Origin of the sequence: Streptomyces sp. NPDC090021, assembly GCF_044748225.1 — a bacterium.
In the GTDB taxonomy this organism is placed as follows: Bacteria; Actinomycetota; Actinomycetes; order Streptomycetales; family Streptomycetaceae; genus Streptomyces.
In genome coordinates, this window is record NZ_JBIVFO010000013.1 from 157,417 (window position 1) to 181,153 (window position 23,737).

19 protein-coding genes, 1 other RNA gene and 2 pseudogenes are annotated in these 23,737 nt (G+C 73.9%); 10 read left to right on the forward strand and 12 right to left on the reverse strand.

What is annotated here, in order from left to right; genetic code table 11:
- Nucleotides 1-984: 984 nt before the first annotated feature.
- Nucleotides 985-1,386: RNase P RNA component class A (gene rnpB, locus ACIPXC_RS13200), an RNA gene on the reverse strand.
- 77 nt (nucleotides 1,387-1,463) lie between these two features.
- Between rnpB and ACIPXC_RS13205 the strand changes: the two genes are divergently transcribed.
- The 3 genes from ACIPXC_RS13205 to yaaA all read left to right on the forward strand — a co-directional run bounded on the left by ACIPXC_RS13205 (nucleotide 1,464) and on the right by yaaA (nucleotide 3,921).
- A complete protein-coding gene (locus ACIPXC_RS13205) occupies nucleotides 1,464-2,198 on the forward strand; it encodes a MerR family transcriptional regulator (protein ID WP_401616400.1) in 735 nt (244 codons plus the stop codon).
- Complete coding sequence (locus ACIPXC_RS13210) at nucleotides 2,195-3,025, forward strand: hypothetical protein (RefSeq protein WP_401616401.1); 831 nt, start codon at nucleotides 2,195-2,197, stop codon at nucleotides 3,023-3,025. The genes ACIPXC_RS13205 and ACIPXC_RS13210 overlap by 4 nt, the downstream gene beginning before the upstream one ends.
- Before the next feature lie 92 nt (nucleotides 3,026-3,117).
- The gene (gene yaaA / locus ACIPXC_RS13215; RefSeq protein WP_401616403.1) at nucleotides 3,118-3,921 is read left to right on the forward strand and encodes a peroxide stress protein YaaA; all 804 of its coding nucleotides are present in this window, start codon (nucleotides 3,118-3,120) and stop codon (nucleotides 3,919-3,921) included.
- Nucleotides 3,922-3,964: 43 nt separating this feature from the next.
- Here the strand turns inward: yaaA and ACIPXC_RS13220 are convergent, their stop codons facing one another.
- Together ACIPXC_RS13220 and ACIPXC_RS13225 are read right to left on the reverse strand one after the other, a co-directional pair.
- Nucleotides 3,965-4,714 carry a bifunctional DNA primase/polymerase gene (locus ACIPXC_RS13220; RefSeq protein ID WP_401616405.1) on the reverse strand — a complete coding sequence of 250 codons (750 nt, stop codon included), beginning with the start codon at nucleotides 4,712-4,714 and terminating at the stop codon, nucleotides 3,965-3,967.
- A 111-nt stretch (nucleotides 4,715-4,825) separates the two neighbouring features.
- The gene (locus ACIPXC_RS13225) at nucleotides 4,826-5,494 is read right to left on the reverse strand and encodes a TetR/AcrR family transcriptional regulator (RefSeq protein WP_401616407.1); all 669 of its coding nucleotides are present in this window, start codon (nucleotides 5,492-5,494) and stop codon (nucleotides 4,826-4,828) included.
- 104 nt (nucleotides 5,495-5,598) lie between these two features.
- Between ACIPXC_RS13225 and ddaH the strand changes: the two are divergent.
- A pseudogene (ddaH, locus tag ACIPXC_RS13230) lies at nucleotides 5,599-6,453 on the forward strand (dimethylargininase); the annotation flags it as partial.
- A gap of 60 nt (nucleotides 6,454-6,513) precedes the next feature.
- Here ddaH and ACIPXC_RS13235 read toward each other — a convergent pair.
- Together ACIPXC_RS13235 and ACIPXC_RS13240 are read right to left on the reverse strand one after the other, a co-directional pair.
- Nucleotides 6,514-7,566: a small ribosomal subunit Rsm22 family protein gene (locus tag ACIPXC_RS13235; RefSeq protein ID WP_401616409.1), complete on the reverse strand. Its 1,053-nt coding sequence runs from the start codon at nucleotides 7,564-7,566 to the stop codon at nucleotides 6,514-6,516.
- Between the two features lie 63 nt (nucleotides 7,567-7,629).
- Nucleotides 7,630-8,943 (reverse strand): Bcr/CflA family multidrug efflux MFS transporter, encoded by a 1,314-nt coding sequence (locus ACIPXC_RS13240; protein WP_401616411.1) that lies wholly within the window; start codon nucleotides 8,941-8,943, stop codon nucleotides 7,630-7,632.
- 109 nt (nucleotides 8,944-9,052) lie between these two features.
- On the opposite strand from ACIPXC_RS13240, the gene ACIPXC_RS13245 reads away from it, so the two are divergent.
- Genes ACIPXC_RS13245 through ACIPXC_RS13255 form a run of 3 tightly spaced genes read left to right on the forward strand, consistent with a single transcriptional unit; the run spans nucleotide 9,053 to nucleotide 11,323 of the window.
- Complete coding sequence (locus ACIPXC_RS13245) at nucleotides 9,053-9,814, forward strand: SDR family oxidoreductase (RefSeq protein ID WP_401616413.1); 762 nt, start codon at nucleotides 9,053-9,055, stop codon at nucleotides 9,812-9,814.
- A 55-nt stretch (nucleotides 9,815-9,869) separates the two neighbouring features.
- On the forward strand, nucleotides 9,870-10,733 hold the full coding sequence (locus ACIPXC_RS13250; RefSeq protein ID WP_401616415.1) for a PhzF family phenazine biosynthesis protein: 864 nt from the start codon (nucleotides 9,870-9,872) through the stop codon (nucleotides 10,731-10,733).
- Entirely contained in the window at nucleotides 10,730-11,323 is a 594-nt protein-coding gene (locus tag ACIPXC_RS13255) for a GNAT family N-acetyltransferase (protein WP_401616417.1), read from the forward strand. The genes ACIPXC_RS13250 and ACIPXC_RS13255 overlap by 4 nt, the downstream gene beginning before the upstream one ends.
- A 4-nt stretch (nucleotides 11,324-11,327) precedes the next feature.
- Here the strand turns inward: ACIPXC_RS13255 and efeU are convergent, their stop codons facing one another.
- From efeU to ACIPXC_RS13285, 6 genes and pseudogenes are all read right to left on the reverse strand, one after another.
- Nucleotides 11,328-12,188, reverse strand: coding sequence for an iron uptake transporter permease EfeU (efeU, locus tag ACIPXC_RS13260; protein WP_401616419.1), 861 nt, complete (start codon nucleotides 12,186-12,188; stop codon nucleotides 11,328-11,330).
- A 26-nt stretch (nucleotides 12,189-12,214) separates the two neighbouring features.
- Nucleotides 12,215-13,525 (reverse strand): iron uptake transporter deferrochelatase/peroxidase subunit, encoded by a 1,311-nt coding sequence (efeB, locus tag ACIPXC_RS13265; RefSeq protein ID WP_401616421.1) that lies wholly within the window; start codon nucleotides 13,523-13,525, stop codon nucleotides 12,215-12,217.
- 37 nt (nucleotides 13,526-13,562) lie between these two features.
- On the reverse strand, nucleotides 13,563-14,714 hold the full coding sequence (gene efeO / locus ACIPXC_RS13270) for an iron uptake system protein EfeO (protein ID WP_401616423.1): 1,152 nt from the start codon (nucleotides 14,712-14,714) through the stop codon (nucleotides 13,563-13,565).
- Nucleotides 14,715-14,901: 187 nt separating this feature from the next.
- Entirely contained in the window at nucleotides 14,902-15,801 is a 900-nt protein-coding gene (locus ACIPXC_RS13275) for a heme ABC transporter ATP-binding protein (RefSeq protein ID WP_401616456.1), read from the reverse strand.
- An 89-nt stretch (nucleotides 15,802-15,890) separates the two neighbouring features.
- Nucleotides 15,891-16,922, reverse strand: a pseudogene (locus ACIPXC_RS13280) (FecCD family ABC transporter permease); the annotation flags it as partial.
- A 682-nt stretch (nucleotides 16,923-17,604) separates the two neighbouring features.
- The gene (locus ACIPXC_RS13285) at nucleotides 17,605-18,675 is read right to left on the reverse strand and encodes a hemin ABC transporter substrate-binding protein (protein WP_401616425.1); all 1,071 of its coding nucleotides are present in this window, start codon (nucleotides 18,673-18,675) and stop codon (nucleotides 17,605-17,607) included.
- A 61-nt stretch (nucleotides 18,676-18,736) separates the two neighbouring features.
- Between ACIPXC_RS13285 and ACIPXC_RS13290 the strand changes: the two genes are divergently transcribed.
- Genes ACIPXC_RS13290 through ACIPXC_RS13300 form a run of 3 tightly spaced genes read left to right on the forward strand, consistent with a single transcriptional unit; the run spans nucleotide 18,737 to nucleotide 22,561 of the window.
- Complete coding sequence (locus ACIPXC_RS13290; RefSeq protein WP_401616427.1) at nucleotides 18,737-20,365, forward strand: HtaA domain-containing protein; 1,629 nt, start codon at nucleotides 18,737-18,739, stop codon at nucleotides 20,363-20,365.
- A gap of 53 nt (nucleotides 20,366-20,418) precedes the next feature.
- Complete coding sequence (locus ACIPXC_RS13295) at nucleotides 20,419-21,873, forward strand: HtaA domain-containing protein (RefSeq protein WP_401616429.1); 1,455 nt, start codon at nucleotides 20,419-20,421, stop codon at nucleotides 21,871-21,873.
- A 19-nt stretch (nucleotides 21,874-21,892) separates the two neighbouring features.
- Nucleotides 21,893-22,561 (forward strand): PhzF family phenazine biosynthesis protein, encoded by a 669-nt coding sequence (locus tag ACIPXC_RS13300; protein WP_401616431.1) that lies wholly within the window; start codon nucleotides 21,893-21,895, stop codon nucleotides 22,559-22,561.
- A gap of 372 nt (nucleotides 22,562-22,933) precedes the next feature.
- Here ACIPXC_RS13300 and ACIPXC_RS13305 read toward each other — a convergent pair whose 3' ends face one another.
- A complete protein-coding gene (locus tag ACIPXC_RS13305) occupies nucleotides 22,934-23,581 on the reverse strand; it encodes a heme oxygenase (biliverdin-producing) (protein ID WP_401616433.1) in 648 nt (215 codons plus the stop codon).
- Between the last annotated feature and the right edge of the window lie 156 nt (nucleotides 23,582-23,737).

A 23,737-nucleotide genomic window follows, 5' to 3' on the forward strand; every position in this document is an offset into this window, starting at 1 on the left:
GCCCCTGCGGGGTTGCTCGGCGGGTTCCGGGCTGGCCTTGCCGGGTCCGGAGTGTGCTGCCGGGCGGGATACGGGTTTGCTTCGCGGGGTCGGGAGCGGGTCCCGGGTTGCGGGCGTGGTGCGGGTGGGTCGGGGGGCCGGGCAGGGGTGTCTCCTCGGCTCGGCGCGTGCTCCTTGTCCCGGCTGTACCCGGTGGTCGCGCCTCGTCCTGCGGGGATACCCCTGCCCGTCCCCCCTCCAGCCGTACGAGCAGGCTCCGGGAAGGCGTGATGTCGCCCGGGCGGAGCCGTGGCATGGGGCGGGGACACCCCTGCCGGGCCTCCCTCCAGCGGTACGGGCAGGCTCCGGGAAGGCGTGGTGTCGTCCGGGCGGAGCTGTGGCGTGGGGCGGGGACACCCCTGCCCGTCCCCCCTCCAGCGGTACGGGCAGGCTCCGGGAGGGCGTGGTGTCGTCCGGGCGGAGCCGTGGCGTGGGGCGGGGACACGGCGGAGTGTCCCCGCAGGACGAGGCGCGACCAAGGCCGCCTGGCCGGGACGAGGAGTCCGCGCCGAGCCGAGGAGACACTCCGCCGGGGCACCGACCCACACCCCCACACCACCGACCAGCCCAAACCCCACCCACACCACCGAGTCCGCCACAGGCATACGCACGGGCCGTATCGCCGAGTCCGGCGCAGGGGCAGTGGTCACCCCGGCGGGAGCCGACCCGCACCCCCGCACCACCGACCAGCCGAAACTCCGCCCGTACCGCCGAGTCCGCCACAGGCATACGCACGGGCCGTACCGCCGAGTCCGGCGCAGGGGCATTGGTCACCCCGGCGGGAGTCGACCCGCACCCCCGCACCACCGGCCAGCCGAAACCCCGCCCACACCGCCGAGTCCGCCACAGGCACACGCACACGCACAGGCCGTACCGCCGAGTCCGGCGCAGGGACAGTGGTCACCCCGGCGGGAGCCACACCGCCCCGAACGGGAGTGGTGGCGGCAGACGAGCCGGCCTGTACGCCGGGTTCTGTCGCCCGGTGACCTCGCGGTCGCCGGGGAGACGGCCATCCATCTAGGACCGGCGTTGCCGCCGGCCTCGTGCGGTCTACCCGCGAACTCGGGCGGGCAGCCCTCAAGCGTTCGCGCAGACCCGTCCGGGGACGGATCCTCTTGACCTTGCTCCAGGTGGGGTTTACCTAGCCGCCTGGGTCACCCCAGGCGCTGGTGGTCTCTTACACCACCGTTTCACCCTTACCGAGGGCCGAAGCCCCCGGCGGTCTGTTCTCTGTGGCACTGTCCCGCGGGTCACCCCGGGTGGGCGTTACCCACCACCCTGCCCTGTGGAGCCCGGACGTTCCTCGGCGGGATCCGAGGATCCCGACGCGGCCGCCCGGCCGACTCGTCTGCCGTGGCGACCATGTTACCGGCTGTGCCGTCGCCCCTTGACCTTGCCGCAACGGCAGGGTTTCTACTGGGGGCATGCGGATCGGAGAGATCGCCGCGGTCGTCGGGGTCACCACCCGGGCGATCCGGCACTACCACCATGTCGGGCTGCTCCCGGAGCCGGAGCGGCGCCCCAACGGCTACCGGGCCTACCGCGTCCGCGACGCCGTCCTGCTGGCCCGCGTACGCCGGCTCACCGAGCTCGGGCTGGGCCTGGAGGAGGTGCGTGACGTGCTCGCCGACGACGCCGGGCGGGACCTGGCGGACGTACTGGAGGAGCTCGACGCCGACCTCGCCCGGCAGGAGGCCGAGATCAGGGAGCGGCGGCGACGGCTCGCGGTGCTCCTCGCCGCCGGGCCGGGGGAGGGCGAGCCCCTGTCGCCCGCCCTCGCCGAGCTGCTGGCGAGGGCGCCGCGGACGACCTCCCCCACCGCCGCCAAGGACCGCGAACACCTCACGCTCCTCGACGTGCCGGGCGTGGGCGGCCAGGAGATCTACGCGGCCCTCGGGGCGGTGGCCGCCGACCCCGCGGTGCTCGCCCTGTACGAACGGCTGGACGAACTCGCCGACGCCCCCGTGGACGACCCGCGGATCCCGGGCCTGGCGGCGGAGCTGGTGGCGGCCGTCCCCGAGGAGGTGTTCGCCGCGATCCCCCGCGACGGGGCGGTCGTGCCCGGGTTCAAGGAGGCGCTGCTCGCCGAGTACGCGCCCGCCCAGGCGGAGGTCGTCCGCCGGGTCATGGAGGCCTTCGTCGAGCGGGGGCGGGGATGACGCGCGGCGTACGGGCGGCACGGATCGCGGTGGCCGCGGTCCTGCCGGCGGAGCTGGCGCTCGTGGTGTGCGCGGCGGCCGGGGTGCGGCTGCCCGCGCCGGCCCTGGCCGCCGCCGAGGCCCTGGTGTTCGGGGTGCTCCTGCTGGAGGCGTGGGTGCTGCGCGGGCTGTACGCCGCCGCCCGGGCGGCGGGTGAAGAGTCCGGGGCGGCCCTGCGGACGGCCGTCCGGGCCGTGGTCCCGGTGCAGGTCCGGCGGCTGCTGCGGCACGAGCTGCTGGCCGGCGCCTCCCTCGGCCGGTGGGTGCTGCGCAGGAAGCACGGGGTGCGCCCCGGCGACCTCGCCGCCGCGTACACCGGCCCGCAGACGGCCATGATGTACGGCATGGTCTTCGTGTCGGTGATCGAGACCGTCGCCCTGGCCGTCCTCATCCCCTGGCCGGCGGTCCACCGGGTGGTGCTCGTACTGGACGTGTACGGGGTCGTGCTGCTGCTGGCCCTGCACGCGGCCTGCGTCACCCGGCCGCACGTGGTCGGCGCCGACGGGTCGCTGCGGATCCGCTACGGAGCCCTCTTCGACCTGGCCGTCCCGCCGGACGCGGTGGCCTCGGTGCGGGTGGAGCGCCGTTATCCCGAGGGACGGCTGGTCACGCTCTCCGAGGAGGGGGTGCTCGACCTCGTCGTCGGCAGTCAGACCACGGTGACGCTGGAGCTGAACCGCCCGCTCGCCTTCACGCGCCCCCTCGGCGCCCGCGCGACGGCCCGCACGATCCGCTTCCACGCGGACGAACCCCGCACCCTGGTCGCGGCTCTGCGCCGACCGGCGTAGCGACGGCGGTGGGGCCGGGAGGTCCGGGCGGGCGTCTACCCTGGCCGGGGGGCCGCACCCCCCGTGACGTGTCGTCCTGAAGGAGAACCACCGTGCTCGTGCTGCTGCCGCCCTCCGAGGGAAAGGCCGCCGGCGGCTCCGGCGCACCGCTGGAGCCCCGGGGGCTCTCGCTGCCCGGCCTGGCGCAGGCCCGCGCGGCGGTGCTGGAGGAGCTGGTCGACCTGTGCGCGGGCGACGAGCCGAAGGCCCGTGAGGTGCTCGGCCTGAGCGAGGGCCTGCGCGGCGAGGTCGCGAAGAACGCGGAACTGCGTTCGGCGGCGGCCCGCCCGGCGGGGGAGATCTACACCGGCGTGCTCTACGACGCGCTGGGCCTGGCCGAGCTGCCCGAGCCGGCCCGCAGGACCGCGGAGGACGCACTGCTCGTCTTCTCCGGGCTGTGGGGCGCGGTGCGCGTCACCGACCGCATCCCCTCGTACCGCTGCTCGATGGGCGTCAGGCTGCCGGGGCTCGGCGCGCTCGGCGCGTACTGGCGCGCCCCGATGGCCGAAGTGCTGCCCGCGGCCGCCGGGGACGGGCTCGTGCTGGACCTTCGTTCGGCGGCGTACGCGACCGCGTGGAAGCCTAAGGGGGAGGTCGCGGGTCGGACCGCGACCGTGCGGGTGCTGCACTCGCAGGTGGTCGACGGCGTGGAGAAGCGGTCCGTGGTGAGCCACTTCAACAAGGCGACGAAGGGCCGGCTCGTGCGGGACCTGCTGGTGGCCGGGGCCGTGCCCGGTTCGCCGGCGGAGCTGGTGACGGCGCTGCGGGACCTGGGATACGTCGTCGAGGCGGAAGCCCCCGCGAAGGCGGGCCGGGCCTGGTCCCTCGACGTGGTCGTGACGCAGATCCACCACTGACAGTCACCGGCGCGCGTCACCGGTGAGCCACCGGCACCCCGGCTCAGCGGCCGGGCGGCCAGGCCACGGTCGCCGGGCCGCGGTCGGCGTCGTCCGCGTACGCGGCGCAGGCGTCCGTCAGGGTCTCCAGCAGGGTGAGCGGGTCCGGGAGGGGGTGCTCCATGCCGCGGACCCAGGTCACCGCCTGGTCACCGGGGAGGGCCGCCGGCGGGACCAGGACGTAGCTGCCGCGGCAGTGCCAGCGCAGGCCCGGGTGTTCGTCCATGGTCTCGGGCTGGCAGTCCAGCGCGCACGGCCACCACTCGTCCTCGTCCTCGGGGGTGCCGCGGGTGGCGGTGAAGAAGAGCATCCGGGCCTGGTCGCCGGTGCCGCCCGATGCGGCGACGGGGCCGACCTTGATGCCGGCCTCCAGGAGCCGCGCGAGGGCGGCGGCGCCGGCTTCCAGCGGGACGTCGAGCACGTCGTGGAGCATGCCGGTCGCGGTGATGAAGTTGGCCTGGGGCTGATGGCGCGCCCACCGCTCGATCTGCGCGCGGTCGGTGGTCGACTGGGTCTGCCAGGCGAAGGAGACGGGATGCCGTGCGGGGGTCGGACAGCCGATGCGGTCGCACGAACACCGATAGCCGACGGGATGGGCGGCGGGGGCGAGCGGCAGACCGGCGGAGGCGACGGCCAGGAGGAGCGCCTCGCGCTCTCGTGCGGGGTCCTCGGCGGTGGGTTTCTGCCGCCGGCGCAGCCACTGGGAAATCCTGCTCTGCTCGCCGCGTTTGACGCGGCCGGACTCAGACCCCATCTATCCCCTCACCTCACCGTTGCCCCGGCAGACCTTCACATGGTCCCACCATCCTGCGCCCCGGGTGACCGCTCCGGATGCCGGGGGCCGAGGATGGGTGAGCGCCAACCCCTACATACCCACAGAATCAGGGCAAACATGCTCGGGTGAACGCAGGTTGTCCGGCGACTGGCGTGCGGTGACGTTTGCCACCCCGCCGAGCACCCGGTCCACCAGCGCGTCGGTGAATGCGTGCGTCAGGGGCGCCGTACGCAGCAGCCAGCGGTACGTCACAGGCCCGAGCAGCATCTCGACGGTCAGCCGCAGGTCCGTGTCGGGCGCGAGCTGCCCGGCCTCGCGGGCGGTGCGCAGCCGGGCCTCGTACAGGGCGAGCTGCGGCTCCAGCAGTTGCTCGGTGAACTGCGCGCCCAGCTCGGGGTCGGTGGCGCCGGCCGCCGTCAGGGCCCGCGCGGGGGCCTCGTACCTCTCGTCGTTGAACTCGTCGACGGTCGCCCGCAGCACGTGCTTCAGGTCGGCGGCGAGGTCCCCGGTGTCGGGGAAGCCGGTCCACTCGGCGTCCGTCTCGGCGTCCCCGGCCAGGGCGAGGGAGGCCTCAAGGAGGACGGCGGCCTTCGAGGGCCACCAGCGGTAGATGGTCTGCTTGCCGACGCCGGCGCGGGCCGCGATGGCCTCGATGGTCAGCTTGTTGTAGCCGACCTCGCCGACCAGTGCGAGCGCGGCATCGAGGATGGCGCGCCGGGAGCGGTCGCTGCGGCGCGTGGCGTCAGGGGTCTTCGTCATGCTCCGAAAATACCAAGCGAGACGTCTCGTCTCCCCTTTTTCCATTGTTTCGGTAAACCACCCCATCGGTCCACTGCGTCGGCCACGTCCAGGGGAGACGATTCACTCCAGCACTCGTCCCGAGTCGTGAAAGTCGTGAGGAGCCTTCTTTGCGCAGAGACGCCACACCCCGGCGCTACCTGATGTGCCCACCCGCACACTTCAAGGTCACGTACTCCATCAATCCGTGGATGGATCCCACGAAACCGGTGGACCTGCCCCTCGCCCAGACGCAGTGGGAAGACCTCAGGGACCGGTACCTGTCCCTGGGCCACACCGTCGAGACGCTCGTGGCGGACCCCGGACTGCCCGACATGGTGTTCGCGGCGAACGGGGCCCTGGTGGTCGACGGCCGGGTCCTCGGGGCCCGCTTCGCCCACCCCGAACGCGCCGCCGAGGCCGAACGGCACCTCGCATGGTTCCGCGGCCACGGCTACCGGGAGATCCACGAGCCCTCCCACGTCAACGAGGGCGAGGGCGACTTCGCCGTCACGGCGAGCTTCATCCTCGCTGGCCGCGGCTTCCGCTCCAGCCCGCTCTCGCACGACGAGGCCCAGGAGTTCTTCGGCCGCCCCGTCATCGGGCTCGACCTGGTGGACCCGCGCTTCTACCACCTGGACACCGCGCTCAGCGTCCTGGACGGCGACGAGGTCATGTACTACCCCGAGGCCTTCTCGCCCGGCAGCCGGGGCGTGCTTCGGCGGCTCTTCCCGGACGCGCTGATCGCCGACGGCCGGGACGCGGCCGCCCTCGGCATGAACGCGGTGTCCGACGGCCGGCACGTACTGCTGCCGCAGGCGGCCACCGGCCTGTTCGGCCCGCTGCGCGACCGGGGCTTCGAACCGGTCCCGATGGACCTCGGTGAACTGCTCAAGGGCGGCGGCAGCGTGAAGTGCTGCACCCAGGAGCTGCGCCCGTAGGGGCGGGGGACCGGCGGGTCCGACCGGACCCGCCGGATCCGGCGGAGCCGGGCCCTGCCGTCAAGGTCCCGCCGGCCGGCGCTGCTCTGCCGGCGGGACCTGGTCCGCCGGGGGCGGCGGCCAGGCCCGGCCCCAGTCGACGTCCCGCGCGGCCTTGTAGAGATCGCCGTGGCGCTTGGTCACGTTGACCCGGGTCAGGCCCGCCCCGTCACCGTGCTCGGGGCCGCACAGCTCCAGCAGGACGAGCCCCTTGCGGATCTGCGGCTTGCGCGTGATCCGGGAGGCGGCCGGCTCCACCGGGAAGCGGGTGGCGGCGACGTAGCTGAACTTCTCGTCCTCGTAGGGGAGCGAGCCGCCCTTGACCTGCCGGTGCAGGGAGGAGCGGCTGACCCGCGCCGAGAAGTGGCACCAGTCCTTGCCGACCTCGATGGGACAGGTCCCGTCGTGCGGGCACGGGGCGGCGACCCGCAGCCCGGCCGCGATCAGCTGGTCACGGGCCTCGCGGATGCGCAGGTACCCCTCCGGCGTGCCCGGCTCGATCAGCACCACCGCCTGCCCGGCCCGCGCCGCCTCGGCGACGACGGCCGTGCGCGCCTGCTCGGTCAGCTCCCCCAGCACGTACGACACCGTGACCAGGTCGGCGTCGGGGACGGTCATCCCCGAACCGATGACGGCCCGCCGCCACTCGGCGCCGCGCAGCGCATCGGAGCCGGAGGCCGCCGCGAGTTCCCGGCCGAGGGCCAGCGCGGGCTCGGCCCAGTCCAGCACCGTGGTCCGCCGTGGGCCGTCCCAGGTGGCGTCCACCGCCCAGGTCGCCGCGCCGGTGCCGCCGCCCACGTCCACGTGCGAGGCGGGCGCCCAGCCGGGCGCCGCCTCGGCCAGGCCGTCCAGTGCGGCCCGTACGGCCTCGAAGGTGGCGGGCATGCGGTAGGCCGCGTACGCCGCCACGTCCGAGCGGTCGCGCAGGACGGGCGCGTCGGTGGGGGTCCGCCCCCGGTAGTTGGCGATGAGCCGCTCGACGGCGGCCGAGGCCTGCCGGGGCGGGAGTCCGTCGAGCAGCCCGCCGAGCGTGCTGCGGAGGGTCTCGGCGGTGGTGGGGGCGGAGGCGTTCACCTGCCGAGTTTACGGTGGGCCGGGCCCGGCGCCGCCCGCCGGGCCCGCCCCCCCCCTCTGGGCTCAGTTCCCGGCCGGGGCGGGTGCCGCCGCAGCGCCCCGCTGCTGCCAGGGCCGGCACAGGGCCAGGAAGCAGCTCGCCGAGAGCACCGCGCACACCAGCTGCACCAGGGCCATGGGCACCGCCGTGTCCTCGCCCGCGATGCCCACCAGGGGCGAGGCGATCGCACCGACCAGGAAGGAGGAGGTACCGAGCAGCGCGGAGGCCGATCCGGCCGCGTGCGGGGTCCGCATCAGCGCCTGCGCATTGGTGTTCGGCAGCACGATGCCCATCGCCGACATGAGGACGAACAGCGCGGTGGCGATGGGGATCAGCCCGACCTCGCCGAAGACTCCCGTCGTCATCAGCAGCAGCGACACCGTGGAGGCGGTGACGACGGCGAGCCCGAGGGCCAGCACCTTGTCCAGGCTGACCCGGCCTACCAGCAGCTTGCCGTTGATCTGGCCGACGAGGATCAGACCGACCGAGTTCAGGCCGAACAGCAGGGAGAAGGTCTGGGGCGAGGCCCCGTAGATCTCCTGCACCACGAAGGGGGAGGCGGAGATGTAGGCGAAGAGTGCGGCGAAGGCGAAGCCGCCGGTCAGGGTGTAGCCGGTGAAGACCCGGTCGCCGAGCAGCCCGCGCATGGTCCGCAGCGCGGAGCCGACGCCGCCGGTGTGCCGCCGTTCGGGCGGCAGGGTCTCGCCGAGGCCTCGCCAGACCATCAGGGTGAGGACCACGCCGACGCCCGTGAGGACGACGAAGACGCCCCGCCAGTCGGCGAAGCGCAGCACCTGGCCGCCGATGAGAGGCGCGACGATCGGGGCGGCCCCCGATATGAGCATCAGGGTCGAGAAGAAGCGGGCCATCTCGTCGCCGTCGTACAGGTCGCGTACGACGGCGCGCGCGATCACGACGCCGGCGGCCCCGGCCAGTCCCTGCAGCAGCCGGAAGGAGATCAGCAGCTCGGCGGTCGGGGCGAGGGCGCAGATCGCGGTGGCCAGGACGTAGACGACCATGCCGACGAGCAGCGGCCGGCGGCGGCCCCACCTGTCGCTCATCGGGCCGATGACGAGCTGGCCGAGGGCCATGCCGGCGAGGCAGGCGGTGAGGGTCAGCTGGATCGTCGCGGCGGGGCTCTTCAGGGCGTCGGTGACCTGCGGCAGGGCCGGCAGGTACATGTCCATGGAGAGTGGGGGGAGGGCGGTCAGCCCGCCGAGTATGAAGGTGACGAGCAGGCTTGTGCGGCGTGCTCGCGCCAGGGACGCGGTGGGGGCGGAGGGCGATTCGGGCGACGAGTCGTGCGAGGGGGCCGTCGCGGGGCCTCTCTCCGACATACGGGACTCCACTCTTCTCATCTGCTCATATGCACCCCTGACCGACCCATGTTCTCAGCAATCGGAACGTCCGGGGACCGGAGCGTGCTGTGACGTAGCCTGCGGCCCCATGGACGAACGTACGAGGAAGATCGCCGTGGTGACCGGCGCCGGCTCCGGAATCGGCCGCTCTGTGGCCCTGACCCTGGCCGCGGCGGGCTGGTCCGTGGCCCTGGCCGGGCGCCGGGCCGAACCGCTGGAGGCCACCGCCGCCGCGGCCGGACCAGGCGCCGACGTGCTGTGCGTGCCCGCCGACGTGAGCGACCCGGCCGACGTGACTCGGCTGTTCGAGTCGGTGCGCGCCCGGTACGGACGCCTCGACCTGCTCTTCAACAACGCGGGCACCTTCGGGCCCGGCGGCGTCCCGCTGGAGGACATCACCTACGAGGCCTGGCGCTCGGTTGTCGACGTCAACCTCACCGGCGCCTTCCTGTGCGCACAGGCCGCCTTCCGGCAGATGAAGGAACAGGACCCGCAGGGCGGCCGCATCATCAACAACGGCTCCATCTCCGCCCACGTGCCCCGCCCGAACTCGATCGCCTACACCGCGACCAAGCACGCCATGACCGGCCTGACGAAGTCCCTGTCGCTGGACGGGCGGCCCCACCGGATCGCCTGCGGCCAGATCGACATCGGCAACGCGGCCACCGAGATGACCGAGCGGATGCAGACCGGGATCCTCCAGGCCAACGGGCAGCTGGCCGTCGAACCGGTCATGGACGCCGAAGACGTGGCCCGCACGGTCCTGCACATGGCCGAGCTGCCGCTGGAGGCGAACGTGCAGTTCGCGACGGTGATGGCCACCTCCATGCCGTACATCGGCCGGGGCTGAGCCCCCCTCCCGGCCCCCATTGCCACGACCCGGCGGCGGCGCCGATCATGAACGCATGACCGATACCGAGGTACTGCGCTACACCGCGTTCTCCGGCGACCCGGACGGCGGCAACCCCGCCGGGGTCGTGCTCGACGCCTCCGGGCTCGACGAGGACGCGATGCTGGAGATCGCCGCCGGACTGGGCTACAGCGAGACGGCCTTCCTCACCGCCCCGCCCGAGGGGCTCGGCGGCCCGGAGGGCCGCGCCTTCACCGTGCGCTACTTCAGCCCGAAGGCGGAGGTCCCCTTCTGCGGGCACGCCACCGTCGCCACCGCCGTCGCACTGGCGGAGCGCATCGGACCCGGCGAACTCCTCCTCGCCACCCGCGCGGGCACCGTGCCGGTGTCCGTCACCGCCGAGGACGGCCGCCTGCGGGCCACGCTGACCAGCGTCGAGCCGTACACGGAGGAGATCGCCGCCGACGACCTCGCCGAGGCCCTCGCCGCGCTCGGCTGGCCGCGGACCGACCTCGACCCGCGGTTCCCGCCGAGGATCGCCTACGCCGGAGCCCGCCACCTGGTGCTCGGCGCCGTCACCCGGGCCCGGCTCGCCGACCTCGACTACGACTTCGCCCGGCTGGAGGCGCTCATGCGACGCCTGGACCTCACCACGGTCCAGCTGGTGCACCGGGCCGGCCCGCACGAGTTCCACGTACGCGACCCGTTCCCGGTCGGCGGCGTCGTCGAGGACCCGGCGACCGGGGCCGCGGCGGCCGCCTTCGGCGCGTACGCCCGGGAGCTCGGCCTGGTCCCGCAGGAGGCCGTGCTGACCCTGCACCAGGGGGCGGACATGGGCCGCCCCGGCCTCCTCACGGTCGAACTGCACGCGGGCGACCCCCGCGTGCGCGTCGGCGGCACCGCCGTACGCATCGCGTGAGCGGCACCGCTCCCCGGGGCGCGGCGCTGCGGGTGCTGGGCTGCGCCGAGGCCGACGTGCCCGCGGCGCTGGCCGTCCAGGTCGCCGACCTGGAAGCACAGGCCTGGCCCGGCTCCACCCCGGGGCACGACCCGGCGCTCGCGCCGCGGACCCTCCTCCTCGTCGATGGGGAGGGGACGGTCGCCGCCGCCCTGTCCCTGCTCCGCAAGGAGATCCGGCTCGGCGGGCGCACGTACCGCGCCGCCGGTCTGAGCTCCGTCGTCACACGGACCACGGTGCGCGGGCAGGGGCTCGGCGGGCGCCTGGTGGCCGCGGCCCGGGCGGAACTGGCCGCTGACCCGGCCGTGGACCTGGCACTGTTCAGCTGCGACCGGCACCTCACCGCGTTCTACGAGGCCGCAGGCTTCGCGCCGCTGCCCGGCACGGTCCTCGTGGGCGGCACCCCCGAGGACCCGCTGGCCACCGACGCCCCCGGGTTCGACAAGGCCGTGATGGCGGCCTTCTTCACCGGCGCCCCGGCCCGGGACCGCGCGGCGTTCACCGGCGTGCGCGTCCCGCTGCACCCCGGGAACATCGACCGGCTCTGGTGAACCGTCAGGCGGTGGGGGCGGGCTTCGGGGCGTCCGACGCCTGCGGGCCCGCCCCCACCGGGCGGCCGCCGCGCTCGGCGAAGAACAGCACCAGTACGGGGACCAGGTACAGCGCCCACACCGTGAGCTGCAGGACGGTCGGGTCCGGCTGGAAGTTGAAGACGCCCTTGAGGAGCGTCCCGTACCAGCTGTCCGGCGGAACCGCCGTGCTCACGTCGAAGGCCCTGTCGTTCAGACCGCCCAGGAAGCGGGCCTCCTGAAGGTCGTGGACGCCGTACGCGAGCACGCCCGCGGCCACGACCACCAGCATCGCGCCGGTCCACCGGAAGAACTTCGCCAGATCGATCCGCACGGCGCCCCGGTAGAAGAGGTACCCCAGCACGATCGCCGTCGCGATGCCCAGCAGCACACCGATCAGCGGCGCCGAGGACCCCTCGCCGCTGGCCCGCACCGAGGCCCACACGAACAGCGCGGTCTCCAGGCCCTCCCGGCCGACCGCCAGGAACGCCGTCGCGACCAGCGCGCCGGTGCCCATGGCGAGGGCCGTGTCGAGCTTGCCGTGCAGCTCGGCCCTCAGATGCCGCGCGGTGCGCTTCATCCAGAAGACCATCCACGTCACCAGCCCCACCGAGATGATCGACAGGCTGCCGCCCAGCAGCTCCTGCGCCTCGAACGTCAGCTCCTGCGAACCGAATTCGAGCAGCGCACCGAAGCCGAGCGAGAGCGCGCAGGCGATCCCGATACCGAGCCACACCGGACGCAGGGCGTCCCGGCGGTCCGTCTTCACCAGGTACGCGACGAGGATGCAGACGACCAGGCTGGCCTCCAGCCCCTCGCGCAGGCCGATCAGATAGTTGCCGAACACGGTGGTTCTTCCTCTCCGGCGGGAACTCAGGCGAACAGCGCCCGGCCCCACCAGTCGTCCTTGTCGCGGACGCCCGGCGGGACGGCGAAGACGGCCGAACCCACGTGCTGGATGTATTCGTTGAGGACGTCGGACTTCGCCAGGCTGCGCTGGATCGGGACGAAGCCGGTGCGGACGTCGCGCTGGTAGGCGAGGAAGAACAGGCCCGCGTCGAGGCGGCCGAGACCGTCCGTACCGTCGGTGAAGGAGTAGCCGCGCCGCAGGATCGTCGCACCGTTGTTGCTGTCCGGGTGCGCGAGACGGACGTGCGCCTCCGGCTTCATCGCCTTCAGGAAGGGCTCGTCGCGCTCCCTGGACTTGCCCACGGCGGCGCCCTCGCCCTTGTCGCGGCCGAAGATGTCCTCCTGCTCCCGGAGCGAGGTCCGGTCCCAGGTCTCGATGTTCATCCGGATCCGGCGCGCCACCAGGTACGAGCCGCCCGTCAGCCAGTCGCTGCCGTCGCCCGCGCCGACCCACACGTGCTGGTCCAGGGCCGCCTCGTCGGTGCCCGAGATGTTCCGGGTGCCGTCCTTGAAGCCCATCATGTTGCGCGGGGTCTGCTCCTCGGGCGTCGTCGAGGAGGTCTTGCCGAAGCCGAACTGCGACCAGCGCACCGCGACCCGGCCGAAGCCGATCCGGGCCAGCTGACGGATGGCGTGCACGGCGACCTGCGGGTCGTCGGCGCACGCCTGGACGCAGAGGTCGCCGCCGGAGCGGGCCGGGTCCAGGTTGTCGCCGGGGAAGAGCTCCAGGTCCACCAGCGCCTCGGGGCGCCGGCCCTCCAGCCCGAACCGGTCCTTGGCGAACAGCCCCGGCCCGAAACCGACGGTCAGGGTGAGCCGGGAGGCCTTCAGTCCGAGGGCCTCACCGGTGTCGGTCGGCGGGGCCTCCGGCAGGCCCTCGTAGACGTCGCCGACCGGCAGGCCGGCCGTCATCAGACGGGCCGCCGCGGTCCACTCCTTCAGGAGCGCGACCAGCTCGGCACGGTCCTTCGTCTTCACGTCGAAGGCCGCGAAGTGCAGGCGGTCCTGCACGGCGCTCGCGATACCCGCCTGGTGCTCGCCGTGGAAGGGCACGGCCGCGCCGGCCGCCGCCGCCGAGACCAGGTCCGAGCCGCCGCCGAAGGCCACGGCCGCACCGCCGGCCGCGGCGGCGCCGAGCGCGAGCCCGGCCCCGCCCCAGCCGAGCACGGCACGACGGGAGGGGGCGGTGGTCCCGGGGGCGGTCCCCGGGGCGGCCGTTGCGGGGGCGCCGCCGTCCTGCTGCGGCTGTCCGGACGCCGCGTCCGACTCGGTCATCGTCTGCTCCCTTTCCCTTCTGCTTCCCTCGTGTCCGTCACCTGGCGACCGCGGCGGCGAGCTTGGAGAGCGGCTCGGCGAGCGCGTTCACGCCGTCCGAGAGTTCCTTGCGCTCCGCCTCGCCGACCTTGTCGTACGAGGTGAACTCGTAGGAGGCCTGGTCGGCGCGGTACTTGTCCAGAAGGGTGTTCAGCGCCGCGAACTGGGTGTCGAGCTGCTTGGACAGCTCCGGGTCGTTCTTCTCGGCGATCGGCTTGAGCAGCTCGTACGCCTTCTGCGCGCCCTCGACGTTGGCCTTGAAGTCGACCAGGTCGGTGTGGGAGTAACGCTCCTCCTCACCGGTGACCTTGCCGGTGGCGACCTCGTCGAGCAGTTCCTTGGCGCCGTTGGCGATCGAGGTGGGCGTGATCTCGGCCTGGCCGACCTTCTTCTGCCAGTCGGTCAGGTCCGCGATCAGGGTGTCGGCGAGCTTCTTGTCGTTGTCGTCGATCTTGTTGTCGGCCCACAGGGACTTCTCCAGACGGTGCCAGCCCGTCCAGTCCTTCGCCGGGTCCTGGCCGGCCTCCAGGCCGTCCTCGCGGACGTCGACCTTCGGGTCGATGTCGCCGAAGGACTCGGCGACCGGCTCGGTGCGCTCCCAGCCGATGCGGGAAGGGGCGTACGCCTTCTTGGCGGCCTCGATGTCGCCGGCCTTGACCGCGTCCGCGAAGGCCTGCGCCTTGGGGAGGGTCTCCTCGGCCTGCGCGACCACGTACGCGCGGTACGCGGCGACGGCGGCGTCCGCCTCCGGGCTGCGCTTCACCCCGCCACCCTGGGCACCGGTCGCCTTGACCTTCTGCGCGATGCCGTCGCCCTTCATGCCGGGCTTGCAGACGATCTCGTAGTCGCCCGCCTTGATCTCGGCGGTGATGGAGGCCTTGGTGCCCGGGCCGATGTTCTCGCGCTCGGTGACGATGCGGGCGTCGGGGAAGAGGACGTAGACCTCGGTGACCTTGGAGCCCTTGTTCTCGACGTCGATCTGCACCTTGCCGGCCGGGAACTCCGTCTTCGACACGTCGCATGCGCTGTCGGAGGCCGCCACGCGGATCGCCCCTTCGCCACCCGCGTCGCCCTTCTGGGAGCAGCCGGTGGCGACGGTCAGGGCGGCCACCACGGAGGCGGCTACGACGGTGAGGCGGGCGGGGCGCATAGGGGGCTCCTGGGCGTCGGACGAGGGCCGTCCCCAGGGGGGAGAGGCCGGTGAGGCTGACCTAACTTAACCGAGCCTTACTTGACTCATACCCCCTCGGGCAGTGATTCGGATCTCACGTTCCGGTTCGGGACACGAGGCCGTCACGGACCCTCCACGACAAGCCCATGTTCCGGTCAAGCAAGGGTCAAACGGGCGGACCGTCCGGCATGCCGGTGCGCTCCGGGGCCCCGCCCGGGGTGCCGTCCGGAACGTGTCCCGCGGCACGTACGGGGACCACCAGCGGGGCGCCCGTGCGCGGGTGCGGGAGCACCTCGACGGGCTGCCGGTACACGCGGCTGAGGAGGGCGTCCTCGAACACCTCGGCGGGCGGGCCGTCGGCGGCGATCCGCCCGCCGTGCAGGACGGCGGTCCGGTCCGCGTAGGCGGCGGCCAGCCCCAGGTCGTGCAGGACGACGACGACCGCGTCTCCGGCCGCGGCCCGCTCCCGGCAGATGCGCAGGACGAGTTCCTGGTGGCGCAGGTCGAGAGCGGCGGTGGGCTCGTCGAGCAGCAGCAGCGGGGCCCGCTGGGCCAGTACGCGGGCCAGTGCGACCCGGGCCCGCTCCCCGCCGGAGAGCGCGGAGAAGGGACGTGCGGCGAACGCGGTGACCTCGGCGGCGGCCATCGCGGTGGCGACGGCCTCCTCGTCCGCCTCGGCGAAGGGGGTGCCGGCCCAGGGCGCGCGGCCCATCCGGACGACGTCCTCCACGGGGAAGGGGAAGGACAGCGCCGCGGACTGGGGGAGGACGGAGCGGCGCAGGGCGAGGTCCGGGGCGCTCCAGTCGCCCACCGGGCGGCCGTCGACGCGGACTTCGCCGGAGCCGGCCGGCAGGTCGGCGGCGAGGGCGCCGAGGAGGGTGGACTTGCCCGCGCCGTTGGGGCCGACCAGGGCCAGTACCTCGCCGGCCCGGGCGGTCAGGTGGATGCCGGCGAGGATCTCGCGCCGCCCGAGCCGGATGTGCAGGTCCACGGCCTCGGCGAGGGCCGTGCCGGGGGCGGGGCGGGCCGGGACGGTGCGGCGGCCGCGGGCGAGGAGGCGGGTCAGGGGGCCGCCGGTCCTGGGGGCGCTGGGGCCTGGGGCGGTGTGGCCTGTGGTGGTGTGGCCTGTGGCGGTGGTGGTGCCGGTCGTGGGGGTCACGCCCAGCCTCCTTGCTTGCGGCGGGTGCGACGCAGCAGCCAGAAGAAGAACGGGCTGCCGATCAGGGCGGTCAGCACGCCGAGGGGGAGTTCGGCGGGCTGGGCGAGGGTCCGGGCGGCGAGGTCGCCCGCGACCAGCACCACGGCGCCGGCCAGGGCGCTGCCGGGGACGAGGAAGCGGTGCCCGGGGCCGTTGGCCATGCGCAGCAGGTGCGGGACGAGCAGACCGACGAAGGTGATGACACCGGCGACGGCCACGGCCGCCGCGGTCAGCAGCGCGACGACCAGGATGAGGGCGAGGCGCAGCCGTTCGACGTCGATGCCGAGGTGGCGGGCGGGCCGCTCGCCGAGCGAGAGCAGGTCGAGCCGGCGGGCGTAGAAGGGGGCGATGAGCAGCCCGGCGACGGCGCAGGGGAGGACCGCGAGCACCTTGGGCCAGGTGGCCTGGGCGAGGGAACCCAGCTGCCAGAAGGTGATCTGGTTGACCTGGCCGCTGTCCGCGAAGAACACGAACAGGCCGATGAGGGCGCCGGCGAAGGCGTTGACCGCGATTCCGGTGAGGATGAGCGTGACGACCTCGGTCTTCCCGCCGTTGCGGGAGAGGAGGTAGACGCAGCTGACGGTGACGAGGCCGGCGACGAACGCGCAGGCGGTGATGGTCCAGTTGCCGAGGAAGCTCAGGCCGAGGCCGATGGCGGCGACCGCGCCGACGGCGGCGCCCGCCGAGATACCGATGACGCCGGGCTCGGCGAGCGGGTTGCCGAAGACGCCCTGCATGAGCGCGCCCGCGCAGCCGAGGCCGGCGCCGACGAGCAGCGCGAGCACGACGCGGGGGAGGCGTACGTTCCACAGCACGCTCTCGCCGACCCGGTCGAGCGGCGCCCCGCCGAGGCCCAGGCGGTGCTGGGCGGAGGCGAGCACGTCCGCGGTGGGGATGCGGTAGGCGCCGGTGCCGGCGGAGACCAGGGCGAGGAGGAGCAGGACGGCGACGAGGGCGAGGGTGAGGAGGAGGGCCCGGCGGCGTCCGCGCCGTTCGCCTGCGGCGGGCTTGGCGGATTCGGTGGGCTTGGTGGCTTCGGTGGCGGTGGCGGTGGCGGTGGCTTCGGCCGGGGCCGGGGTGGCTTCGGTGGGGCCGGGTGCGCGCCGGGGCGTCTCCTCGGGTGCCGAACGGTTCTCGGGGTCGGTCGGCGCGGCGGTGGTGCGTTCGGCGCCCTGCGGGGATCGCCCCGGCACTCCCCCGGCCCCGGCGGGCTTGGTGGCTTCGGTGGCCCCGGTGGCCCCGGTGGCCCCGGTGGGCTTGGTGGCTTCGGTGGGGCCGGGTGCGCGCCGGGGCGTCTCCTCGGGCGCCGAACGGTTCTCGGGGCCGGAAAGCGCGGCGGTGGTGCGTTCGGCGCCCTGCGGGGATCGCCCCGGCACTCCCCCGGCCCCGGCGGGCCTGGTGGCCCCGGCGGGCTCGGCGGGCTTGGTGGCTTCGGTGGCGGTGGCGGTGGCTTCGGCCGGGGCCGGGGTGGCTTCGGTGGGGGCGGGTGCGCGCCGGGGCGTTTCCTCGGGTGCCGAACGGTTCTCGGGGTCGGGCGGCGCGGCGGTGGTGCGTTCGGCGCCCTGCGGGGATCGCCCCGGCACTCCCCCGGCCCCGGCGGGGTCGGGCGGCGCGGCCGTGGTGCCCGACGAGACACCGCCGTCCGCCGCGGAGTCGTAGGAGAGGGGCACCTCAGACTCCCTTGCCGTAGAGCTGGGTGATCAGGGAGGAAAGCACCTGGTCCGTGCGGGGGCCGTAGTTGAGCAGGACGCCGTCGTCGACCGTGACCACGCGGCGGTCCATCCCGGCCGGGGTCTGCGCGACGCCCGGGATCTTCACCAGGCCGTCGACGCCGCCGACGGATTCGAGGCCCTTGGACATGACCAGGATCGCGTCGGGGGCGGCGGCCGCGAGGGCTTCGCTGGTGATCGGGGTGAAGTCCTTGCCGAGGCCGGACTCCTTCCCGGTGTCGACCGCGCCGGCCGCTTCGAGGAGCGAGGCCGCTCCGGAGTCCGAGCCGCCCAGCAGGTAGACGGAGGCGGTGCCGCGCAGGTAGAGGAAGGCCACCCTGGGCTGCTTGCCCGCGGTGGCGGGAACGTTCTTGCGGACGGCGGCGATCCGGTCGGCGGTGCGCTGGTTCAGCTGTGCGCCGGCCTCCTTGACGCCGAGTGCGGCGGACACGGTGTCGATCCGCTTCGGCACGTCCTCCAGCCCCTTGGCGGGAGCGACGACGAGGACCGGGATGCCGGCGTCGCGGATCTGCTGGATCGCCTCGGCGGGCCCGGTGGTGGTCTCCGCCAGGACGAGCGTCGGGCGGAGGGAGAGGACGCTCTCGGCGGAGACGTCGTGGCCACGTGTCACCACCGGCAGTGCGGCGGCCTGTTCGAACGTGGCGGTGATGTCGCGGGCGACGACCTGTCCGCCGAGGCCGAGGGTGTGGACGATTTCGTTGAGGCTGCCGGTCAGCGGGATCACCCGGTCGGCCGAGGTGACGGTCACCTGCGCGCCGTCGGCCGAGGTGACGGTCACCGGCAGGGCGGGCTGCGGCGTCGCGGCGAGCGGCTCCACCCGGTCCGGAGCGGCCGAGGCGGCGGGGGCGGATGGGCCCGGAGGGGTGGCCGTACCTCCGCAGCCCGTCAGCGCGAGTGCCAGTGCTGCCACGGCAACGGCGAGACGGGGAAAGCGGTGTGACGCGGCGGGCGTAGGCACGAAGGCACCGTCCTGATCGTCCGACTGAGGTTCTGAGGGCCGGGGGGTTTTCATCCGGCCCGGACTTAGCTTAGGTTAGCCTAACCTTGCTTGCTAGACCCTGGAGGGGGCATTCATGCCCGCGAGACCCGTCCGTGCGCTCACCATCGCCCTGCTGGCGGGGCTGTTGGGGGCCTTGCTCCCGGTGACCGCCGCTCGCGCGGGCACCGTGCAGGGGGGTCGGCTCGACTGGGGCATCAAGTCGTCTTTCCAGAGTTATGTCACCGGTCCGGTGGCGAAAGGCGGTTTCAAGCTGAAGAGCGGAGCCGCCACGGTCGGCGGCAGTCTGTTCCGCTTCCACTCGGCGACCGGCTCCTACGACCCCGGAACCGGCACGTTCGAAGCCGCGTACTCCGGCGGAGTGACCTTCCAGGGCCACCAGAAGCCGGACGGCGTGTACGAGCTGGACATGACCGTCAGCCGACCGACCGTCAAGATCAGCGGTGGCGCCGGGACGCTCTACGTGGACGTCTCCAGCAAGGCCAAGGACACCGGCACGGTCAGCGACCAGAGCCAGGTGCCCTTCGCGACGCTCGGCCTCGGCGGGATCGACATGAAGGGCGGCGCCACCCCGCTGACCCTCACGAACATCCCGGTCACCCTCACCGCCCAGGGCGCCCAGGCGTTCGCCGGGTACTACCCGGCGGGCGCGCGGCTCGACCCCCTGTCGCTCTCGGCCGACGTACGCACGGCCCCGGCCGCGGAGTCCTCGCAGCCGCCGGCCGCGCAGCCGAGCGCCTCGGCCCAGGTGTCACGGGCGCCGGGCGCATTCGCCGACGCCGCCGTCGACTGGGGGGTGCGGCGCACCTTCCGCGAGTACGTCACCGGTTCGATCGGACAGGGCAGGTGGACCCTCGCCGAGGGCGCGCAGGACGGTGGCGCGCTGTTCCGCTTCCCGCAGGGCCAGGGTGCGTACGACGGCCAGAAAGGAACCCTTGACGCGGCCTTCGCCGGCACGGTCCGGTTCACCGGCGCCCACCTGGATCTGACGCTGGGCAAGGTGGGCGTGAAGGTGGAGAACGGCAAGGGCGTGCTGTCCGCGGACGTCACCACGGCGGGCGGGACGAAGAACGCCGTCCCGCTGGTCGAGTTCGACGCCAAGGGACTGAAGACCGAGGGTGCGCTGGTCACCCTGGCCGAGGCCCCCGCCACCCTCACCGAGGGAGGCTCGCAGGCCTTCAACTCCATGTACAAGGCCGGCACCGAGATGGACCCCGTCTCGCTGGCCGTCGCCCTCGACGCCACCGTGGCGCTGCCGGCCCTGCCCGACCTGGGCTCCACGGCCGCGCCCTCGGCGGCCCCCGCTCCCGCCCCGGCCACGGCCGCGGAGTCCGAGAAGTCCTCGAACGCCGCCCGCTACGCCGCCCTGGCCGCAGCCGTCCTCCTCCTGGCCGCCACCGCCACCACCCTGACCATCCGCAAGCGCCGCAAGACCGCCCCCGGTCCCTCCGCTGCCGCTGCCACCCCCGCGGCTCCGGCCGCTGCCACCACCGTAGCCCCGGCCGCTGCCACCCCCGCTGCCGCTGCCACCCCCGCAGCCCCGGCCGCTGCCACCCCCGCAGCCCCGGCCAGATCGGCCGCGAACCCCGCCGCTGCCGCGCACGCGGCTCCGGATCAGGGCCCGGCCGGCGCCGCGGGAGCGGGCTCGGCTCCGGACCAGGGCCCGGCCGGCGCCGCGGATCCGGCCACCGGCGCGCCGCAGTAGCGACCCGCGTACCCCGTCACCTCTTTCCTTCCGTCCTCCAGGAGTTCCCCGTCATGTCGCCCATCCGCCGCCCCGTCTCCCTCGCGGCCGCCGTCCTGACCGCCGCCGCCCTCGGCGCCACCGCCCTCGCGCTGCCGGCCACCGCCGCCGGCGGTCCCCCCACCGGGCCGGTGGAGATCGTCGGCGGCTCCCTCGACTGGGGTGTCCTCGCCAGTTACCGCGCCTACGTGACCGGCATGGCCAAGGGCACCGTCGCCGTCGCCGACGGCGCCGTGCAGAACGCCGACGGCACCCTGAGGTTCATCGACGCCACGGGCCAGTACGATCCGGCCGGCGGCCACGTGGTGAAGGCCGCCTTCAAGGGCAGCGTCACCTTCTCCTCGCCCGCCCCGCCGACGGGCCACGGCTTCGAGGTCAAGCTCTCCGACATCCGTATCGACACCGGTACCAAGAAGCTGACGGCGGACGTCACCACGTCCGGCGCCACGGCCCAGGACGTGCCGCTGGCGACCGTGGCCTTCGCCGGCCGGTCGATGACCGCTCTCGCGACGACCCTCACCAAGGAGGCCGCGGAAACGTTCGGTTCCCCGGGCTACGAGAACAAGGCCGGCGATCCGCTCACCGCGGTCCTGAAGTTCGAGGAGCCCGCCCCCGAACCGACCCCGACGAAGCCGACCCCCTCCAAGGACCCCGTCCCCACCAAGGACCCCAGCCCCACCACCCCGGCCGACGGCACGCAGAAGGTCCTGAACGGCAAGCTGACGTGGGGGTTGAAGGAGTCCTTCCGCCGCTACGTGCTGGGCGCGGGCTCGATCACCCCGGCCGGCGGCGCCGCGAAGAACGGCGACCTCTTCGACTTCGCCTTCGGCAAGGGCGAGCTGGACGCGAAGAAGCAGAAGCTGAACGCCTCCTTCGAGGGCGACCTCCGCTTCCAGTACGCGGCCCACGGCATCGACATGACCTTCGCCAACCCCCGCGTCGACGCCACCGGCAGGACCGGCATGCTCTACCTCGACGTCAAGAACGCCGCCGGCAGCAGGACGGGAATCGCCTTCGCCACGCTCGACCTGTCGAAGACCGACTACAGGACGAAGAACGGCGTACTGGCGCTGAACGCCGTACCGGCCGCCTTCACCGCCGACGGCGCGGCCGCCTTCGCCAACGACACCACCGGCTCCATGTACCAGGCGGGCGACCCGATCGACCCGCTCACCCTCTCCGTGGCCGTGGACAAGGACGCCACCCTGCCGTCCACGGGCGCCACCACCGGTGCCACGACGGGTGCGGGCACCGGTGGAACCACCGGTGGAACCACCGGCGGCACGGGCGGCACCGCGGGCGGCGGCTCGGGCGGCGGTTCGGTCGGCGGCGGCTCCGTCGGCGGCAACCTCGCCGACACCGGCGCCGAGATCCCGGCCGGAGCCCTGCTCACCACCTCCGGTGCCGTGATCGCGGCCGGCGCGGGCGCGATCTTCCTCGCACGCAGGCGCCGTACGGCCCAGGTCTGAACCGTGCTTGAATTCCGGCGTGAACGATCTCGACGTACTGAGGGTCTTCTGCGCGGGTGACGGCCGGTACGGCAACCTGCTCGGTGTCGTGCGCGACGGCCGGACCTGCCCCGACGACGCGTCGCGGCAGGCGCTGGCCGCCGAACTCGGCTACAGCGAGACGGTGTTCGTCGACGACCCCGAGCGCGGGGTCGTCGACATCCGCACCCCCGGCACACGGATGTCCTTCGCGGGACACCCACTGGTCGGGGTCGCGTGGTTGCTGGACATCGAGGAGCTCCAGCCGCCCGTCGGATCCGTGTGGGCGCGTGACGACGGCGAGTTCACCTGGATCACCGCCCGGCCCGAGTGGGTCGAGGGCAAGCGCACCCAGCAGTTCGGGAGCGTCGCCGAGGTCGAGGCGCTTCCGGCGCCACCGCCGGGCGAGGGCTGGCTGTACGCCTGGGCGTGGGAGGACGAGGCCGCGGGCCGCGTCCGGGCCCGGGGCTTCCCACGCCGCCCCGACGGCGTCATCGCCGAGGACGAGGCCACCGGCTCGGCGGCGATCCTGCTGACGGCACAGCTGGACCGCGCCCTGAACATCACCCAGGGCGCCGGCTCCCAGATCCTCACCGCCCCCGGCGCCGACGGCACGATCGAGGTGGGTGGCCGCGTCCGCTTCGCCCAGCCACCGGCCGCCCGGGCGTAGTCGGGTGTCCGGCACTGGTGAAGCGGGTGCGTGAGCGCTGACGCGGGCGCCGGGCGCCGCGCTGCGATGCGGCCATGACGGGCCGGGCCCGTTGGCCGTGGCGGCGCTCTTCAGCGTGCTGGGCCCGGCCGCCGCGAGGCTCGGCCGGGCACTGTCGTACCGGCCCGATTCGCCGGGCCCGTACGCCCTGTTCTCCGTCGTCCCGTTCGCGCCGGTGGCCGCCGCCTGGATCCCGCCGCGGACCGGCGCGCAGCGCAGGCGGCGCCTCGCCAGGGGGAGCGCCGGCCGCCTGACGGCCCGGCCCCGCGGTCGTACTCGCGGCCGTACTCGTGGCTGAACTCGTGGTCGTACTCGTGGAGCCGCGCGCGGGGGCTACGCGGTGAGGCGGAACTCCTCGCCCAGCTCGCGGAAGACCGCTCCGTTGAAGTCGAAGGCGCGCTTGCACTCGTCGATGATGCGCTGCTTCTCCAGGTCGTCGGCTGCGATCGCGTCCAGCAGCTCGCGGTAGGTCCGCTTGAAGGCCGCCGGGTTGGAGATGTCCGCGAAGACGTAGAAGCGGACGCCGTCGCCCTTGCGCTCGAAGCCCCAGGTGCGTTCCGCCTTGTCGCGGATGATCTGCCCGCCGGAGAGGTCGCCCAGGTAGCGGGTGTAGTGGTGGGCGACGTAGCCGCCCGGCCACTCGGCCGCGCACTGGGCCACCCGGGCGGCGTAGGCCTCGGTCGAGGGCAGCGCCACCACGTTCTCGCGCCACGCGGGGCCCAGCAGGTGGGCGAGGTCCCGCTCTATCTCCGCGACGCGCATCAGCTCGGGCCGGATGAAGGGGCCGGCCACCGGATCGTCCTTCAGGGACTCGGCGGCCTCCTCCAGGGCCCGGTAGACGAACCACAGCTGTTCGGTGTAGCGCGTGTACGCGTCCACGCCGAGCCGTCCGCCCAGCAGGTCGCTCATGAAGGTCGACGTCTCGGCCTCGGTGTGCTGCTCGTGCGACGCGATGCGGATGACCGTAGAGAAGGCGTCCAAGGCGGACCTCCGATAAGAGGAATCGGGCGTGGGGGGGCGGCCGCCCCCCCCCCCCCCCCAAAACCGCAAGATTGGGTGCGAAGGGAAATGGGTGCCCCCCGGGGGTGGGGGCAATGGCCCCCCGCCCGGCACCCGGGGGGGGGGGGTGGGGGGGGC

What these genes read in the sequence shown, in the direction of transcription:
- ACIPXC_RS13205 (WP_401616400.1), top strand. Translation starts at nt 1,464, where the DNA reads ATGCGGATCGGAGAGATCGCCGCGGTCGTCGGGGTCACCACCCGGGCG.
- ACIPXC_RS13210 (WP_401616401.1), top strand. Translation starts at nt 2,195, where the DNA reads ATGACGCGCGGCGTACGGGCGGCACGGATCGCGGTGGCCGCGGTCCTG.
- ACIPXC_RS13220 (WP_401616405.1), bottom strand. Translation starts at nt 4,714, where the DNA reads ATGGGGTCTGAGTCCGGCCGCGTCAAACGCGGCGAGCAGAGCAGGATT.
- ACIPXC_RS13225 (WP_401616407.1), bottom strand. Translation starts at nt 5,494, where the DNA reads ATGACGAAGACCCCTGACGCCACGCGCCGCAGCGACCGCTCCCGGCGC.
- ACIPXC_RS13240 (WP_401616411.1), bottom strand. Translation starts at nt 8,943, where the DNA reads ATGTCGGAGAGAGGCCCCGCGACGGCCCCCTCGCACGACTCGTCGCCC.
- ACIPXC_RS13245 (WP_401616413.1), top strand. Translation starts at nt 9,053, where the DNA reads ATGGACGAACGTACGAGGAAGATCGCCGTGGTGACCGGCGCCGGCTCC.
- ACIPXC_RS13250 (WP_401616415.1), top strand. Translation starts at nt 9,870, where the DNA reads ATGACCGATACCGAGGTACTGCGCTACACCGCGTTCTCCGGCGACCCG.
- efeB (WP_401616421.1), bottom strand. Translation starts at nt 13,525, where the DNA reads ATGACCGAGTCGGACGCGGCGTCCGGACAGCCGCAGCAGGACGGCGGC.
- efeO (WP_401616423.1), bottom strand. Translation starts at nt 14,714, where the DNA reads ATGCGCCCCGCCCGCCTCACCGTCGTAGCCGCCTCCGTGGTGGCCGCC.
- ACIPXC_RS13285 (WP_401616425.1), bottom strand. Translation starts at nt 18,675, where the DNA reads ATGAAAACCCCCCGGCCCTCAGAACCTCAGTCGGACGATCAGGACGGT.
- ACIPXC_RS13290 (WP_401616427.1), top strand. Translation starts at nt 18,737, where the DNA reads ATGCCCGCGAGACCCGTCCGTGCGCTCACCATCGCCCTGCTGGCGGGG.
- ACIPXC_RS13295 (WP_401616429.1), top strand. Translation starts at nt 20,419, where the DNA reads ATGTCGCCCATCCGCCGCCCCGTCTCCCTCGCGGCCGCCGTCCTGACC.